At 67.7% G+C, this 15,315-nt stretch carries 13 protein-coding genes; 5 read left to right on the plus strand and 8 right to left on the minus strand.

The window, feature by feature from the left end; genetic code table 11:
• Window positions 1-891 carry an SMP-30/gluconolactonase/LRE family protein gene (locus E5A74_RS08790; protein WP_206365813.1) on the plus strand — a complete coding sequence of 297 codons (891 nt, stop codon included), beginning with the start codon at window positions 1-3 and terminating at the stop codon, window positions 889-891.
• Here E5A74_RS08790 and E5A74_RS08795 read toward each other — a convergent pair.
• Entirely contained in the window at window positions 888-1,523 is a 636-nt protein-coding gene (locus E5A74_RS08795; RefSeq protein WP_206365814.1) for a GNAT family N-acetyltransferase, read from the minus strand. The genes E5A74_RS08790 and E5A74_RS08795 overlap by 4 nt on opposite strands.
• On the opposite strand from E5A74_RS08795, the gene E5A74_RS08800 reads away from it, so the two are divergent.
• Window positions 1,522-2,052 carry a hypothetical protein gene (locus tag E5A74_RS08800; RefSeq protein ID WP_135983908.1) on the plus strand — a complete coding sequence of 177 codons (531 nt, stop codon included), beginning with the start codon at window positions 1,522-1,524 and terminating at the stop codon, window positions 2,050-2,052. The two genes, E5A74_RS08795 and E5A74_RS08800, sit on opposite strands and share 2 nt — an antisense overlap.
• A 71-nt stretch (window positions 2,053-2,123) precedes the next feature.
• Here the strand turns inward: E5A74_RS08800 and E5A74_RS08805 are convergent, their stop codons facing one another.
• Both E5A74_RS08805 and E5A74_RS08810 read right to left on the minus strand, forming a co-directional pair.
• Entirely contained in the window at window positions 2,124-2,633 is a 510-nt protein-coding gene (locus E5A74_RS08805; protein WP_206365815.1) for a MarR family winged helix-turn-helix transcriptional regulator, read from the minus strand.
• Window positions 2,634-2,869: 236 nt separating this feature from the next.
• Window positions 2,870-4,528, minus strand: a complete 1,659-nt coding sequence (locus E5A74_RS08810) for a hypothetical protein (RefSeq protein WP_135983909.1) — start codon at window positions 4,526-4,528, stop codon at window positions 2,870-2,872.
• Window positions 4,529-4,688: 160 nt separating this feature from the next.
• Here E5A74_RS08810 and E5A74_RS08815 point away from each other — a divergent pair, with 160 nt between their 5' ends.
• Both E5A74_RS08815 and E5A74_RS08820 read left to right on the plus strand, forming a co-directional pair.
• Window positions 4,689-4,946, plus strand: a complete 258-nt coding sequence (locus tag E5A74_RS08815) for a hypothetical protein (RefSeq protein ID WP_135983910.1) — start codon at window positions 4,689-4,691, stop codon at window positions 4,944-4,946.
• Between the two features lie 127 nt (window positions 4,947-5,073).
• Entirely contained in the window at window positions 5,074-5,592 is a 519-nt protein-coding gene (locus E5A74_RS08820) for a hypothetical protein (RefSeq protein WP_135983911.1), read from the plus strand.
• Between the two features lie 58 nt (window positions 5,593-5,650).
• On the opposite strand, the gene E5A74_RS08825 is transcribed toward E5A74_RS08820, so the two are convergent.
• From E5A74_RS08825 to E5A74_RS08845, 5 genes are all read right to left on the minus strand, one after another.
• Window positions 5,651-7,273, minus strand: coding sequence for a tetratricopeptide repeat protein (locus E5A74_RS08825; protein WP_166745703.1), 1,623 nt, complete (start codon window positions 7,271-7,273; stop codon window positions 5,651-5,653).
• On the minus strand, window positions 7,273-8,004 hold the full coding sequence (locus E5A74_RS08830; protein ID WP_135983915.1) for a GNAT family N-acetyltransferase: 732 nt from the start codon (window positions 8,002-8,004) through the stop codon (window positions 7,273-7,275). Before E5A74_RS08830 ends, E5A74_RS08825 begins: the two co-directional genes overlap by 1 nt.
• Window positions 8,005-8,216: 212 nt before the next feature.
• Complete coding sequence (locus E5A74_RS08835; RefSeq protein ID WP_135983917.1) at window positions 8,217-9,992, minus strand: IlvD/Edd family dehydratase; 1,776 nt, start codon at window positions 9,990-9,992, stop codon at window positions 8,217-8,219.
• Window positions 9,993-10,068: 76 nt separating this feature from the next.
• Window positions 10,069-11,475 (minus strand): sugar porter family MFS transporter, encoded by a 1,407-nt coding sequence (locus E5A74_RS08840; protein WP_135983919.1) that lies wholly within the window; start codon window positions 11,473-11,475, stop codon window positions 10,069-10,071.
• Between the two features lie 90 nt (window positions 11,476-11,565).
• Window positions 11,566-12,693: a LacI family DNA-binding transcriptional regulator gene (locus E5A74_RS08845; RefSeq protein ID WP_135983921.1), complete on the minus strand. Its 1,128-nt coding sequence runs from the start codon at window positions 12,691-12,693 to the stop codon at window positions 11,566-11,568.
• Window positions 12,694-12,858: 165 nt separating this feature from the next.
• Here E5A74_RS08845 and E5A74_RS08850 point away from each other — a divergent pair, with 165 nt between their 5' ends.
• The gene (locus E5A74_RS08850; RefSeq protein WP_240699743.1) at window positions 12,859-15,282 is read left to right on the plus strand and encodes a glycoside hydrolase family 3 N-terminal domain-containing protein; all 2,424 of its coding nucleotides are present in this window, start codon (window positions 12,859-12,861) and stop codon (window positions 15,280-15,282) included.
• Window positions 15,283-15,315: the final 33 nt, after the last annotated feature.

The raw sequence follows: 15,315 nt of genomic DNA on the forward strand, positions 1-15,315 counted from the left end.
ATGAGCAAGGTGGCGATTTCCGAGCCGGTCAGCATTTGGCAGCTCGGAGCGCCACTCGGCGAAGGCCCGGTCTGGGTCGAGCGCGATCAGGCGCTGTGGTTCGTCGACATCAAGGGCCACAATATCCACCGCTACGATCCGGTCAGCGGCGCGACGCGCAGTTGGAACGCGCCCGGCCAGGTCGGCTTCCTCCTGCCGATCGAGAGCGGCGGCTTCGTCGCCGGCCTCCAGACCGGCCTGAGCAGGTTCGACGAGCGCGACGGCAGCTTCACCCATATCTGCGCGCCCGAGCCCGATCTGCCCACCAACCGCCTCAACGACGCCACCGTCGATCCGCAGGGCCGGCTGTGGTTCGGCAGCATGGACGATGGCGAGAGCGACATCTCGGGCGCGATCTATCGGCTGAGCGCCGAGGGGCGGTGCATCAAGAGCACCGATCATGTCGCGATCACCAACGGCCCCGCGGTCTCGCCCGACGGCAAGACGCTCTATCATGTCGATACGCTCGTCGGGGTGATCCACGCCTGCGACATCGCGGCCGACGGCACGCTGTCCAACAGCCGCGAGTTCGTCCGCATCCCCAATGCCGAGGGCCATCCCGACGGCCCGACCGTCGACAGCGAAGGCTGTGTCTGGGTCGGCCTCTACAATGGCTGGGGCGTGCGCCGCTATTCGCCGGCCGGGGAACTGCTCGAGGAAGTCAAATTCCCGGTCAGCGCGATCACCAAGATCGCCTTTGGCGGCCCCGACGGCAAGACCGTCTTCGCCACCACCGCCAACAAGCACATCGCTCCCGGTGACCTCGCGAAGCAGCCGCACGCCGGCGATCTGTTCCGCTTCGAGGTCAGCGTGGCCGGCCAGAAGAACTATCTGATCCGCGAAGGCGTCTAGAGCTTCAGCGCCATGAACACCGTGCCCGGCGGCGTCGGGCGGTAATAGGGTTCGATCCGCGCGAACCCCATCACCTCGTACATCGCGATCGCCCTCGTCATCGTCGGCAAAGTGTCGAGCCGCAGCTCGCGATAGCCCAGCCGCCGCGCCTCGGTGACGATCGCGTCGGCAAGCGCCCTGCCCAGGCCAAGCCCGCGCGCCGCGGGCACTAGATAGAGCCGCTTCATCTCGCACACGCCCTCGGCGAGCGCACGCAATCCGGCACAACCCAGCGCCGCGCCGTGCGCGTCGCGCGCGAGCAGGAGCGCGCCCCTGGGCGGGGCATATTTGCCGGGCAGCGCCGCCAGCTCGTCGTCGAAGTCCTGATAGTCGAGGTCGACGGGGAGCGACGCCGCATAGCCGCGGAACAGATCGGCCAACACCTGCATGTCGTCGGCACCGGAAGCGGGCAGGATGCGGATAGCGTCGGTCATCCCGTGAATGTGCGAGAGCGCTGCGGCGCTTGCAACCGGCGCTGTCCGCTTCGTGCCGGCCTGAACCGCGTTGGTCGAAAGCCGATGGTCCCCATGCGGATCGCCGGCCAACTGGGCGGGACGCGCCCAGCCTGCGGCGTCGTGACGGAGCGTTGCCATGCCGCTTGTGCCTCTCGCCCTTCTCGCGATGCTCGCCCCGGGCGCGGCGCAGGCACAGGCGGCTCCGCCCGCCGCGCCCCTCGCCAAACCGACGCTGCCGGCGTCGCTGGGCGAATATTTCGCCGGCCGCTGGAATGGCAGCGGGACCTTCGCCCGCAACGGTGCGCCGGTCGCATCGAGCTTCGAGTTCGAGCCGCGCCTCGATGGCGAAGCGATGCGCATCCGCCACGCCGAAAAGGCGCCGAACAGCTTCGCCTATGACGCGATCCTGACCGTCGACAGCGTCCGTGGCGACCTCGTGATGCTGATGGCGAGCAACAACAAGGGCGGTGGCCGCCTGTTCCGCAGCGCCGGCTGGCAGGGCGACACGCTCGTCTTCCAGTCCGGTCCCGAGCTGCGGACCGGCTTCGCGCTCGAGCGGATCAGCTTCCACCGGCAGGGCACGGGATCGTTCAAGGCGACCTATGAAATGAGCCGCGACGGCGCGACGTGGCGGGTCGGCGACGCGCAGGTCTTCGTGAAGGAATGAACCCGGCGGAGACGGTAATTATTGCGATAGAATCGCAATAAAGCTGCGAACGCTTAGCAATAGCGCACTGCTCAGGACGCCGCGCCGTCCCGCCCCATCGTCGCTTCGAGCTTCTTGAGCAGTGTCGCCAGCACCCATTGCTCCTTGTCGGCAAGCCCTTCCAGCAGCTGCGCCTGCAGCGCCATCTCGGCGCGGAACGCCTGCTCGACCAGCCCCCTTCCCTTGGGCGACAATTCAACAAAAACGCTGCGTTTATCGTCACTTGCCGACGGCCTGCGAATCATTCGCGCCAGCTCGAGCTTGTTGAGCCGCGCGGTCAGCCCGCCCGAGGAGATGCCGAGCGCGCGGTACAGCTCGGTCGGCCGCAGCCGGTGCGGCGGCGGCTCGGCGCGCAGCGTGGCGAGCACGTCATAGCCGCCGCCGTCGATCCCGTGTTCGGCAAGCAGCGGCTCGACCGCCGCACGCGCCTTGAGCGCGATCCGCCGCACCCGCCCGAGCAGCGAAAGCCCGCGCGTATCGACATCGGGCATCGCCGCCGACCACCGCGTGATCAATTGGTCGACAGGATCGGTTTCGGCCACGGCCTCTCGCCAGCAAGATATATCTCTCGACGTCGAGTATCTCGGCGCAAAGACAGCCATCTTCAAGATAAGAAATTTATCTTGAAGTCAAGTATCTTGCCTTGGTGACAAGCTATTTATCTTCGAAGCAAAACGACAGCCCCCGGCCGAAGCGACCTTCGGCACCGGCGTTAACAGGATAAAAGCGCGGATTCCTGCGGCTTTCAAGCCTTTTTCCGCCGCGCCTCACCCAAAGGTTAACGCGTCCGCGCCGCCGTTTTGGGCTTCTCCTCATAGTAAAGCGGCCCCAGCGCGTCGATGATCGCGATCGCGTCGAGCGCCTGCCCCGCCTCGACCCCGGCATCGACCGGACGGATCGTCAGCTCGGTCTTGTAGCCCTGCGCGGTGCTGCTGATCGGCATGCCCCCGCGCGAGGTCTGGAGGCGGCGGGTATAGTCGCTGCGCGCGACGATCACGAAGGCCGGCTTCCCCGCCGCGCGAGTCACTTCGGCGGCGCGCAGCAGGGTCATCTCCTGGACCAGCGCCGAGGACGGCGTGTTGCCGATGAACTCCACCTTGGTGGTCCCGTCGGGATTGGCCCTGGTGCGGAAGCCGTCGGTGCGATCGATCCCGCCGAGCAGGCTGGTGCCGAAGGTCAGCGCCCCGCCGACGAGCGCACCGAGGATGTTCGGCCGGGCGCGCTCATAGTCGACCACCGCGCGCGGCGTCTCGGGGGCGAGCAGCGCGCTGGAAACCGCTTCGGTCAGCGTCTTCTGCCGATTGTCGGCGAGCCTCTTCGAATAGCTCGCCGCATCGGGCACCAGCGCGCCGTCCTTAGCGGGCACCGCGAGCTTGAGCGCGCCGAGCAGCTCGATCGTCGCGGCATCCTGCGGCATCGGATTGCCGACGAGCCGCGCGATCGCATCGGGAACGCGGGCTTCGGCGACCGCGATGCGCGCCTCGACCTGGCGCTGGCGCGTCTCGAGATAGCGATCCAGGCCCTCCCAGCTCATGCCCCCGAAACTCAGCGTGGCGGCGCCCTGCGGCGAGGGCGCCGGGCGCGCTGCCGCCACATGGCGCTGCAGTTCGGCGAGTTCACCGCGCGCACCCGCCACATCGCCGGTCGCGGCGCGCGCATAGGCGATGTCCAGCTTCATTATCGCGCCGATGATCAGGGCCTGCGACCCGACATCGCGGATCGCGAAGGCGGCCGACGCCAGCGGCGCGACCGGCCAGTCGAACTTCACCGCCGGTGCCAGCGCGACCACGCCGGCGAAATTGCCGATCTCGGCTTCCTTCATCAGCGCGATGCCGGCCGATCTGGGCGACAGCCTGGCGGTGGTGAGCCACGGCGAGGTCGAAGCGCTACCCACCGGCCGCGCCGCCTGCAGCACCGTCGCCGTCACGCGCTGGACGTCGAGCGACCAGGGGCGCGCCGCGCCCGCGCGGTTCGCCAGCGGCACCGCGCCGGCAAGGTCGCCCGACTGCGCCAGTGCGAGCGCCCGCAGCAGATCGAGCGAGACGCCCATGCTGCGCTGATAGAAGCGATCGGCGGCGAGCCCGCCCGCGGCGTTGATCGCGAGATCGAGATCGGCGATCGCCGCGGCCGCATCGCCCGTCTCGAGCCGCGCCGCCGCGCGTGCGCGCAGCAAGTGAGCCTTGCGCAGCGTCTGGGTCGGCAGGAGGCGCGGGCTGGCGAGCGCGCGCGTGCACGCCGCGATCACCCCCAGCGGCGCAGCCCCCGCCCTGCCGAAGAAAGAATAGGGCTGGCTCGCCTCGCCGCGCATCCCGTCATTCTGCTTGCCGGGGTGGACCCGGCCGTCGCAGCGCTCGAAATCCTGCTTGTCCGATGCCGATGCCGGCGTCGCAGCGAGCGCGCCGAGCGCCAGCAACGCCAGAGCGTTCCGCTTTTTCATTTCCAATACCCCCCGATATTTGCGCGAGGATATTCACACATCTGGCAGCGAGCAAGCAGATCATGCGCTGATCGCTGCGCGATTATCAGATTATTCGCGAATGACTGAATCCGCCGCTATCAGCCTTGTGCCGCCGCGACTTTTCCCTAGTTCGGTGCGAATGGACTTCGACGATCAGCTCCGCCGCTATTTCGGCACCACCGACCTCGCCACGCTCGCCCCCGAAGCCGTTGCCACGGGCAACGAGCGCATCCGCGTCGATCTGGGCCTCGAGACCGACCGCAACCGCCGCTTCGCGCTCTGGGCGCTGCTCCACATCCTCGGCGGCGCGCCCGATCTCGACGTGACCTTCGAGCAGGAGGCCGATCGCGAGGCGGCGCGCAACTTCATGGACCTGCTCGCCGCCGATCAGGGCTGAAGCCCGCCGGGCGAGGCGCCGGAAAATTCGTCGATCCAAAGTGCGGGATTGGTCGAAAGCCCCTCGACGCGCGCAGCCTCGATATCGATGCACCGGCCGGAAAAGCGTCGAAGACTGGGGAAACGGCATGTTGGGTATGAACCGCGCGGCACGGCGAGTGGCCGGGATCTGGCTTGGCGCGGTCGCCGTCTCGTTCGGGCTCGGGCTCGTCAGCGTGTCGGCGGCGGCACAGACCTATCCGATCAACAATCCTGTCGTCACGCGGATCGGGGCGTGGGATGCCCGCGCCGTCAGCGTCGAATATGTCAAGAACTACAAGACGACGGACCGGATCAAGGTCACTGCCGTCCTGAAGAACACGAGCAGCCTCCCCCTTCCCGTCACGCGAAGCAGCTTCTTCTTCGCGCTGTACAGCGGTTATATGTCGAAGCCGGTGCTTCCGGCTGAATTCGATGCGGGCCCCGTCGTCGGCTTTGCCCAGCTCATCAAGCCGGGTCAGGAAACCAGGATCGTCGTGAGCTTCGAGGTTTTTGGCGACGGCCAGAAGCAGATGCGGATCTTCCAGATGGTGGCGAGGAATGGGCCCGATTACGCCACCAATTATTACAACAAGGGCGGCATGTATAGCATTTCGGGGCCGAATTGAGCGGGCGGGTCCCGATCGAGATCGCGCGCGCCCGACGGGGACGCGAGCCCGCCACCGGCTAGCAGCAGTTCAGGTCCTTCCACGTCGCGGTGTAGCGGAACGACGCCGTCAGTTGCGCCAGATCGGCCCGCAAATGCGCGCGCGCCTGCGCGAGCAGCGCAGGCACCTGCCCGGAGGCAGGATCGCGCGGTGTGACGGTGATCGGCGCCAATAGCGCCTCGGCCGCCGCGAACCTGCCCTCTGCCATCATCATGGTCGCGGCGGTCACCTGGATCTGGGTGGCCTGAGGCGCGAGCAACGCGGCCTTCAGCAAGGCATTGAGCGTCTTTTCGGACAGGAATTGCGGCGCGGTCGACAGGCTTTCGACCCATCCGTAGAGCGCCGGATAATAGTCCGGATCGGCCCGCCATGCCCGTGCGAACCAGTTGCGCGCCTCGCGGAACTCGGCAGCCGCGATGGCGGCCTGCCCGCGCCCCGCGATCAGGTGCCGCAAGCCCTTCAGATACAGCAGCTCGGGATCCGCCGGCGCCGATTCCAGCAGCGCATCGAGCGTCGCATCCGCCCGCTCCGGCGCGCCATAGAGGATTTGCGCCTGCGCCAGCACGCGCCGCCCGAAGGCGTCGCTCCAGTGCGCCACCGCATCCTCGGCCCGTCGCAGCACGGCTTGTTGGCGATCGGGCTCGGGGATGCCGATCCGCATCGCCGCCTGATCGAGCAGCAGCGCATCCGCCGACCGCGGCAGCCGCGAAACGATGACATCGGGAACCGTGAAGCCGGTCGCCGTCGCGCGGATATAGGTCGCTTCATGCCGGTATCGCCACAGCCTCGCATGCAGCGCCTTCATGCTCGTCCCGAACGCGCGCTCGAATGCCGCGACGGGCGCCGTCCCGCTGCGCGTCTCCGCAAGGAAGCGTTCGAACGCCTTCCTGCGCGCGGGATCCGCCAGAATATAATGGACGAGCAACGCGCTCTGCGCGGAATAGAGCTGCCCGCGGTCGATTTGGCCGGCGACGATCTTCTCGATCGGCTCCCAGCGTTCGACGTCGAGCTCGAGCGCGAGGCTCGGATGGCCTCTGCCATATTCGATGGTGTCGCCGAGGAAGCGCGTGGTCGCGAGATTCAGCGTGAAGCCGTCGACATACCAGGCCGGCAGATAGTCGCCGCGGGCGTTCTGGAGCAGGAAATGGCGGCTATATTCGGTGAACAGCCAGACGTCGCTGTAGCGCGGCGTCCTCGCTCTCTGCATGTCCCAGCGCATGTCCGCCGCCAGAACCACGCCCGTCGCGGCGGCGGAATAATAGCCGGTGGCAAACTGGCCCGCCGAAAGGCTTTGCCGCCGCAGCCGCTCCACCTGGCTGGCGCCCGTCAACAGATAGACCGCGAGTGGGGGCGCCGGTGCGGGCGCGGCGGTCCGGGTGAGCAGGCGAAGCAGCTGATCGAACCGCTCGAGCCGCGCCGCCATTTCTCGCGCCTGGGCCTCGTCGACGGCGTAGAGAGTGAAGTTGGCGCTTTCGGCGCGCAACCATTTCGACCGCGCCCGATCGCGCTCTCCGGTGACCACGACGTCGTCCGCGGACGATTGCCGCGGCGCGGGAGGCTGTGGCCGCTCCTGCGCCCCGGCGGGCGCGAGCAAGGCCAGCGCAAGCGGCACGGCCAGCAACGCGGCAGCGCGCTGTTGCATCATCCCGTCGCAGGCCCGGAGTCCGCGCGGTCGTCAGCCCGGCCATTTGCCGGGCGCGGGACAAGGTTTGTCACGTTGACCGCGCAGCGCACGCGAAACCCCAGGCTTTCATACAGCGCGATCGCGCCGCGATTGTCGGCATAGGCGTGAAGGAAGGGCGTCTCGCCGCGCGCGACGATCCGTTCGGCCACCACGCGCATCAGCCGGCCGGCATAGCCGCGGCCGCGCCAGCCGGGATGGGTGCAGACGCCGCTGACCTCGGTGAAGCCCGCGGGCTTCATCCGCTCACCCGCCATCGCCACCAGCCGCCCCTCGTCGCGAATGCCGATGAAGCCGCCGAGCCGGTGTGTGCGGGCGAAATAGGGGCCGGGCTCGGTCAGCGTCGCCAGCGCGAGCATCTCGGCGGCGTCGGCGTCGCCCAGCGCGACGAAGTCGATATCCGCGCCGCCGGCGAGCGTCTCCGCGATCATCTGCACGCCCATGCGGTGCGTCGTCGCCTGCGCGCCGGGCACCGGCGGCAGCGGGTCCTTCTGCAGCACGATCGCGGGCCCGGTGGCACGGATCAGCGTGCCGAGCGCCGCCAGCGATGCGGGCGCGTGATCGCCGGTCGCGGCGAAGATCGCATGGTCCTGGTCGTAGCGCAGCGCCGCCCCCGCGCCACGCGCGAGGTCGCGTTGCGTGCTGCGCAGCGCGGTCCAGGCGGGGCGATCGAGCGGATGCGGGTCAGCCATGCCTCCCCTTCCCTAGGCCAATCGCCGGGCGCTTCCAAAATAGGATTTCGCGTGCGACGCCCGCGCGTCGCTCTTTGAATCCGTCGATCCGATTTTCCTACCGAATTGCGCAATATTGTTGCGCGTCCGCGCAACACTCGCGAACTTCTACTGCGACTCTTGCGACTCTAGGCGCGGCGAATCCGTCAAAACGCCGCGCCCGGTATCCTACATCAATGATTGTGCCGCGGTGTCTTCTCGCTGGTCCGGCGATATTTGAGCGCGAAGTCGAGCACCCCGCCCTCGCCCAGCTGGCCCACCTTCTCGCGGTACAGCTCTTCCCACGGCGTGTTGCTCTCGGGGATCGGCGGCGCCGGCTCGGCCTTGCGCCGGGCGATCTCGTCGGGCTCGACCAGGGCGTCGCAGGTCCCCGCGTTAAGATCGATGCGGATCACGTCGCCGGTCCGCAGCCACGATAGGCCGCCCCCCGCCGCGCTCTCGGGCGAGGCATTGAGGATCGACGGGCTGTCCGAGGTGCCCGACTGGCGCCCGTCGCCGAGCGTCGGCAGGCTCATGATACCGCGCTGGATCAGATGATCGGGCGGCTGCATGTTGACCACCTCGGCCGAGCCGGGCCAGCCGATCGGCCCCGCGCCGCGGATGACGAGGATGCAATTCTCGTCGATGTTCAGCGCCGGATCGTTGATCCGGTGGTGATAGTCGTCCGATCCGTCGAACAGGATCGCCCGCCCCTCGAACACGCCCTCCTGCCCCGGTCGCGAGAGATAGCGGGCTTCGAAATCGGGGCCGATCACGCTGGTCTTCATGATCGCGATGTCGAACAGATTGCCCGAGAGGACGAGGAACCCGGCCTTGTGCTTGAGCGGCTTGTGCCAGCCGAAGATGACCTCGCTATCAGTGGCGCTGCGACCCGCGACATTTTCGGCGAGCGTCCTGCCGGTGCAGGTCATCACGCTGCCGTCGAGCGCGCCATTGGCGAGCATCTCGGTGAGCACCGCGGGGATGCCGCCGGCGCGGTGGAAGCGCTCGGACAGAAACGCGCCCGCGGGCTGCATGTTGACGATCAGCGGCAGGTCATAGCCCTGACGCCAATCGTCCGGGGTGATCTCGATCCCGGCATGCGCGGCCATGGCGACAAGGTGCGGCTGGGCGTTGGTCGAGCCGCCGATCGCGGTGAGCAGCTTGATCGCGTTGAGGAAGCTCGCCTTGCTGAGGATCTTCGACGGGCGGAGGTCCTCATAGGCCATCTCGACGATGCGCTTGCCGGTCTCGTAGGCGATCTGGCCGCGCTCGCGATACGGCGCCGGGATCATCGCGCAGCCGGGCAGGCTCATCCCCAGCCCCTCGGCGATCGAGTTCATCGTCGAAGCGGTGCCCATCGTGTTGCAATGGCCCGGCGACGGCGCGCTCTCCATCGCGCGCTTGAGGAACTCCTCCTCGTCGATCTCCCCCGCCGCCATCTTGCGGCGGCTGCGCCAGATCACCGTGCCGCTGCCCACCAGCTCGCCTTCGTGCCAGCCGTCGAGCATCGGCCCGCCCGACAGCACGATCGCCGGGATGTCGACGGTCGAGGCGGCCATCAGCGAGCTCGGCGTGGTCTTGTCGCAGCCGGTGGTCAGGATCACCGCGTCGATCGGATAGCCGTTGAGGATCTCGACCAGGCCGAGATAGGCGAGGTTGCGGTCGAGCGCGGCTGTAGGCCGGCGGCAATTCTCGAAGATCGGGTGGAGCGGAAACTCCATCGGCACGCCCCCGGCGGCGAGGATGCCTTCCCGCGCGCGCTTCACCGTCTCGAGATGGACCCGGTTGCACGGCGCGATGTCGCTGCCCGATTGCGCGATGCCGATGATCGGCTTGCCCGAGCGCAGCTCGTCGGGGGTGATGCCGTAGTTCATGAAGCGCTCGAGATAGAGCGCGGCCATGTCGCTGCGGCCGGGCGCGGCGAACCATTCGCGTGAGCGGAACGGGCGGGCGGGCGTACGGGTCATATCATCCTCTTGTCGTGCAGAGGGGCGCAGGCCTCGCGGCCCGCGCCCCCCTCGGATTGTCGGCGCGGGAGGCGGATCAGCCTTCCATCGCCTCCAGTTCCTTGCCCTTGGTCTCCTGGATCAGCTTTGAGACCAGGAAGAAGGAGATCACTGCGCAGACGGCATAGAAGCTGTAGCTCAGCGTCAGCCCCAAATTGGCGGCCATCGACGGGAAGGTCAGGCTGATCGCGAAGTTCGCGGTCCATTGCGCCAACCCGCAGACCGCAAGCGCAGAGCCGCGGATCTGGTTCGGGAACATCTCGCCGAGCATCACCCACATCACCGGGCCCCAGCTCAAATTGAAGAAGATCACATAGGCGTTCGCCGCGTAGAAAGCGAAAATGCCCATGTTAGGCTCGAGTACGAGATCCTTGCCGTTCTCAAGATGGCCGGTGCTGAAGGCATAGACCATCGCGAACAGCGCCACCGACATGCCGGCCGAACCGATCAGGAGCAACGGCTTGCGGCCGATCTTGTCGATCACGAGGATCGTGAAGATGCACGCCGCGATCGACACGCCGCCCGAGACGATGTTGTTGCGCAGCGCATCGGCCTCGCTGAAGCCTGCGAGTTGCCAGAGCGTGGCGCCGTAATAGAAGATCACGTTGATGCCGACGAGCTGCTGGAAGATCGCCAGCATCAGGCCCGCCCAGATGATCGGCCGCAGCCCGCCGCGAACGGGGTCGAGAATGTCGGAGAGACGCGGTCGGTGATCCGCGCTGAGCGAGTTGCGGATCTCGGCGACCTTGAGGTCCGCCGCAGTGGCGCCGAACAGGTTGGTGAGCACCTTGCGCGCATCGTCGTCGCGCCCCTTGACCACCAGATAGCGCGGGCTCTCCGGAATGGTGAACAGGGCCAGCAGATAGACCGTCGCGGGGATTACCTGGACCCAGAGCATCCAGCGCCATGCCGGAAAGCCCCAAATGTCCGCGGTCGAATCCGCGCCGGCGGCCTGTTGGAAGAAATAGTTAGAGACGAACGCGCCGGTCAGACCGGTGATGATCATCACCTGCTGGATGCTCGACATGCGACCGCGGGTACGGGCCGGCGTCACTTCGCTGATATAAACCGGCGCGGTAACGCTGGCCGCGCCGACGCCGAGCCCGCCGATGAAGCGTGCGAGGATGAACAGCACCGGCGACCCGGCGGCACCCGATCCGAGCGCGCTGATGATGAACAGAATCGCTGCGAGGATCATCACGTTGCGGCGACCGATGACGTCCGCGAGCCGGCCCGCACTGAAGGCGCCGATGGCGCAGCCGACGAGCAATGCGCCGGTCAGCAGCCCCTCGCCCAGCGCGCCGACGCCGAACGTGGCGGCGAGCCCCTTGTGGGTGCCGTTGATCACCCCGCTATCGAAGCCGAACATGAAGCCGCCCACCGTCGCTACCGCGACGATGGCCAGAATGAGAGCGCCGTTAACCCTCTCGGCAGTTTGATTCATCCGCACTTCCTCTCCTGTCCCCCCGCGCACGACCCGGCACGGTGTGTTAGCGGTAACGGTGGCCCGGACGCCGAGGAAATGCAAGCGCCTCTAGCGCAGACCTGGATTACTCGCGGCACCGCCGGCGCGGCGCCCGCCATTGCCGCGGCCCGAGGCGATCCCGGTCGCGCCTTTGGGCGGCGCCGAGGATTCGCGGACGATCAGCTCATAGTCGAGCACCTGCTCCTCGAGCTTGTCGCTTTCGGCGGAGCGGTGCGCGCGGATGCGGGCGAGGAGCAGGGTCAGCGCCTCTTCTGCCATCGCCGAGATCGGCTGGCGCACCGTGGTGAGCTCGGGCCAGACGGTGGTGGCGAGCGAGGTATCGTCGAACCCGACGACGCTCAGATCCTGCGGCACGTGCAGTCCGCGGCGATGCGCCACGCCCACCGCGGCGGCGGCCATATCGTCGTTGCTGGCGAAGATCGCGGTGGGTGGCTCGGGCCGGTCGAGCAATCGTTCGGCGGCGACGATCCCCGAGCGGAAGGTGAAATAGCCTTGCTCCACTGCCACCGTCTTGACGTCGATCCCGGCCTCTTCGAGCGCGGCGGCGAAGCCGCGAAAGCGTTCGGCGCTCGAAGTCTGATTGGGATTGCCGCGGATGAAGCCGATCCGGCGATGGCCGAGCCCGAGCAAATGCCGCGTCATCGCCGCGGCGCCTTCGAAATCATCGATGCGGACATTGAGACTGCGCGCGGGCGGAAGGCCCATCGCGACCGAGACCCAGGGAATGCCCGCCGCCTCAAGCTCGGCGCGCACCGGCGCTGCCTCGGAGAGCGGCGGCGGCAGGATCACTCCCTCGACGCTGGTCGAGGCGAAGCTGCGCGTCGCTTCGGCCTGCTCGTCCGGCCGCTCGCTCTCGCACGCCTCGAGCACGAGATGGCAGCCGGCGCGGCGCGCCGCGGCGAGCGCGCCGATCAGGAATTGCGAGAGATAGGCAGCCGAGGGGTTCGAATAGAGCAGCCCGATCTGCGTCGCGTCGCCCGCGGCGAGGCTGCGCGCGGCGCTGTTCGGCGAATAGTTGAGCTGAGCGATCGCCGCGAGCACCGCCTCGCGGGTGGACTCGCGCACATTGGTGCCGCCATTGACGACGCGCGACACGGTCATAGCCGACACGCCTGCGGCGCGTGCGACATCTTGCACGGTGACTGTACCGCGGCTTCTTCGGCTAGGTCTGCTCATCCCCGTCCTTTGCGCCCGAGGCATAAGGTGCGGTTTCGCGGAATGCAATCGGCATGAAACCGGTTGCGGTACAGTTGACCAGCCACGCGGGCGGCGATAGCTGATAGCGCTACCACAACTCGTACAAAACAAGAGCGTTCGAGCGCCGCCACCCTGGAGAGCCTGATGATCCCTGTTCGCCGCTTGCCGGGCATGCCTGCCCGCCGGTTCCGCCTGACCGCCCTCGCCCTTGCCGCCGCGACCGCGCTGACGCCGGCGCCCGCGCTCGTCGCGCACGCCCAGAGCAGCCGCGCCGACAAGCCGCTCTACAAGGACGCCTCGCAGCCGATCGACGCCCGCGTCGAGGATCTGCTCAAGCGGATGACGCTGGAGGAGAAGGTCCAGCAGATGGTCGCGATCTGGCTCCACAAGGAGAAGATCCAGACTCCGGAGGGCGAGTTCGATCCGGCCAAGGCGAGCCAGAACTTCCCCGACGGGCTCGGCCAGATCTCGCGCCCCTATGATCGCCGCGCGATCACCCAAGGCCCGGCCGCCGGCGCCGCCGCGGGCACGGTCAACCGCAATGCGGAGGATACCGCGCGCTACATCAACGCGGCGCAGAAATGGGCAGTCGAGCGGACCCGGCTGGGCATCCCGATGATCATGCACGAAGAGGCGCTGCACGGTTATGTCGCTCCCGGCGCGACGAGCTTCCCGCAGGCGATCGCGCTGGCCAGCACGTGGAACCCGAAGCTGCAGGAAGAGGTGTTCTCGGTCGCCGCGCGCGAGATGCGCGCCCGCGGCGCCAATCTCGCGCTCGCCCCGGTGGTCGATGTCGCGCGCGATCCGCGCTGGGGCCGCATCGAGGAAACCTATGGCGAGGACCCCTATCTGGTCGGCGAGATGGGTCTTGCCGCGATCCGCGGCTTCCAGGGCACCACGCTGCCGCTGGCAAGGGACAAGGTCTATGTGACGCTCAAGCACATGACCGGGCACGGCCAGCCCGAGAGCGGCACCAATATCGGCCCCGCCACGGTCTCCGAGCGGACGCTGCGCGAGGTGTTCTTTCCGCCGTTCGAGCGCGCGGTCACCGAGCTGCCGGTGATGTCGGTGATGCCGTCGTACAACGAGATCGACGGCATCCCGAGCCACGCCAATCGCTGGCTGCTTCACGACGTGCTGCGCCAGGAATGGGGCTTCAAGGGCGTCGTGCTCAGCGACTATTTCGCGATTCGCGAGCTGATGACGCGGCATAAGCTATACGACAATCTCGGCGATGCGGCGGTCCGCGCGCTCGACGCCACGGTCGACTTCGAGACTCCCGACGGCGAGGCCTATGCGCTGCTGCCCCAGCTCGTCCGCGAAGGCCGGGTGAGCGAGGCGCAGATCGACGACGCGGTGCGGCGGATCCTCAAGCTCAAGTTCAACGCCGGGCTGTTCGAGAACCCTTATATCGACGCGAAGGCGGCGGCCAAGAAGACCGAGACCGCCGACGCGATCGCGCTGGCCCGCGAGGCGGCGCGCGAGGCGATGGTGCTGCTCAAGAACGACAAGGGGCTGCTGCCGCTCGACGCGGGCAAGATCAAGCGGCTGGCGGTGATCGGCACGCATGCCAGCGACACCCCGATCGGCGGCTATAGCGACGTGCCGCGCCACGTCGTCAGCGTGCTCGAGGGGCTCAAAGCGGAGGGCAAGGGCAAGTTCGAGGTCGACTTCGCCGAGGGCGTGAAGCTGACCAAGAGCCGCGCCTGGGCCGCCGACCAGGTCGAGCTGGTCGACGACGCGACCAACGACCGCCTCCGCGCCGAGGCAGTCGAGACGGCGAAGAACGCCGACACGATCGTGCTGGTGCTCGGCGACAACGAGCAGCTCAGCCGCGAGGCCTGGGCCGACAACCATCTCGGCGACCGCAACAGCCTCGAGCTGATCGGGCCGCAGAACCAGCTGGCGAAGGAGATCCTCGCGCTCGGCAAGCCGGTGGTGGTGCTGCTGCTCAACGGCCGGCCGCTGTCGGTGAAATATCTCTCGGACAACGCGCCCGCGCTGATCGAGGGCTGGTATCTCGGGCAGGAGACCGGCAACGCCGTCGCCGACGTCCTGTTCGGCCGCGCCAATCCGGGTGGCAAGCTGCCGGTGACGATCGCGCGCGACGTCGGCCAGCTGCCGATGTTCTACAACCACAAGCCGAGCGCGCGACGCGGCTATCTCTTCGCCGAGACCAGCCCGCTCTACCCGTTCGGCTATGGCCTTTCCTACACGACGTTCGACATCACCGCGCCGGTGCTCGCGACCCCGACGATCGGGCGCTACAACAACGTCAAGGTGAGCGTCGACGTGACCAACACCGGCGCGCGTGCCGGCGACGAAGTCGTCCAGCTCTATGTCCGCGACGATCTCGCCAGCGTCACCCGGCCGGTGAAGGAATTGAAGCGCTTCGCGCGCGTCAGCCTCCAGCCGGGCGAGAAGAAGACCGTCTCCTTCGAGCTGACCCCGCGCGACCTGTCGCTGTGGAACGTCGACATGAAGCGCGTGGTCGAGCCGGGCACCTTCACCATCTCGTCGGGCCCGGACTCGGTGAAGCTCAAGAGCACGACGCTGACGGTGAAGTAGCGTTCAAATCCTCCCTCGCGTCAGCGGGGGAGG

Source organism: Sphingomonas naasensis, from assembly GCF_004792695.1.
Taxonomy (GTDB): Bacteria; Pseudomonadota; Alphaproteobacteria; order Sphingomonadales; family Sphingomonadaceae; genus Sphingomonas; species Sphingomonas naasensis.

Bases quoted from the DNA above. Each gene is read 5' to 3' on its own strand.
- E5A74_RS08790 (WP_206365813.1), top strand. From the start codon at position 1: ATGAGCAAGGTGGCGATTTCCGAGCCGGTCAGCATTTGGCAGCTCGGA.
- E5A74_RS08800 (WP_135983908.1), top strand. From the start codon at position 1,522: ATGCCGCTTGTGCCTCTCGCCCTTCTCGCGATGCTCGCCCCGGGCGCG.
- E5A74_RS08795 (WP_206365814.1), bottom strand. From the start codon at position 1,523: ATGGCAACGCTCCGTCACGACGCCGCAGGCTGGGCGCGTCCCGCCCAG.
- E5A74_RS08810 (WP_135983909.1), bottom strand. From the start codon at position 4,528: ATGAAAAAGCGGAACGCTCTGGCGTTGCTGGCGCTCGGCGCGCTCGCT.
- E5A74_RS08815 (WP_135983910.1), top strand. From the start codon at position 4,689: ATGGACTTCGACGATCAGCTCCGCCGCTATTTCGGCACCACCGACCTC.
- E5A74_RS08820 (WP_135983911.1), top strand. From the start codon at position 5,074: ATGTTGGGTATGAACCGCGCGGCACGGCGAGTGGCCGGGATCTGGCTT.
- E5A74_RS08825 (WP_166745703.1), bottom strand. From the start codon at position 7,273: ATGCAACAGCGCGCTGCCGCGTTGCTGGCCGTGCCGCTTGCGCTGGCC.
- E5A74_RS08830 (WP_135983915.1), bottom strand. From the start codon at position 8,004: ATGGCTGACCCGCATCCGCTCGATCGCCCCGCCTGGACCGCGCTGCGC.
- E5A74_RS08835 (WP_135983917.1), bottom strand. From the start codon at position 9,992: ATGACCCGTACGCCCGCCCGCCCGTTCCGCTCACGCGAATGGTTCGCC.
- E5A74_RS08840 (WP_135983919.1), bottom strand. From the start codon at position 11,475: ATGAATCAAACTGCCGAGAGGGTTAACGGCGCTCTCATTCTGGCCATC.
- E5A74_RS08845 (WP_135983921.1), bottom strand. From the start codon at position 12,693: ATGAGCAGACCTAGCCGAAGAAGCCGCGGTACAGTCACCGTGCAAGAT.
- E5A74_RS08850 (WP_240699743.1), top strand. From the start codon at position 12,859: ATGATCCCTGTTCGCCGCTTGCCGGGCATGCCTGCCCGCCGGTTCCGC.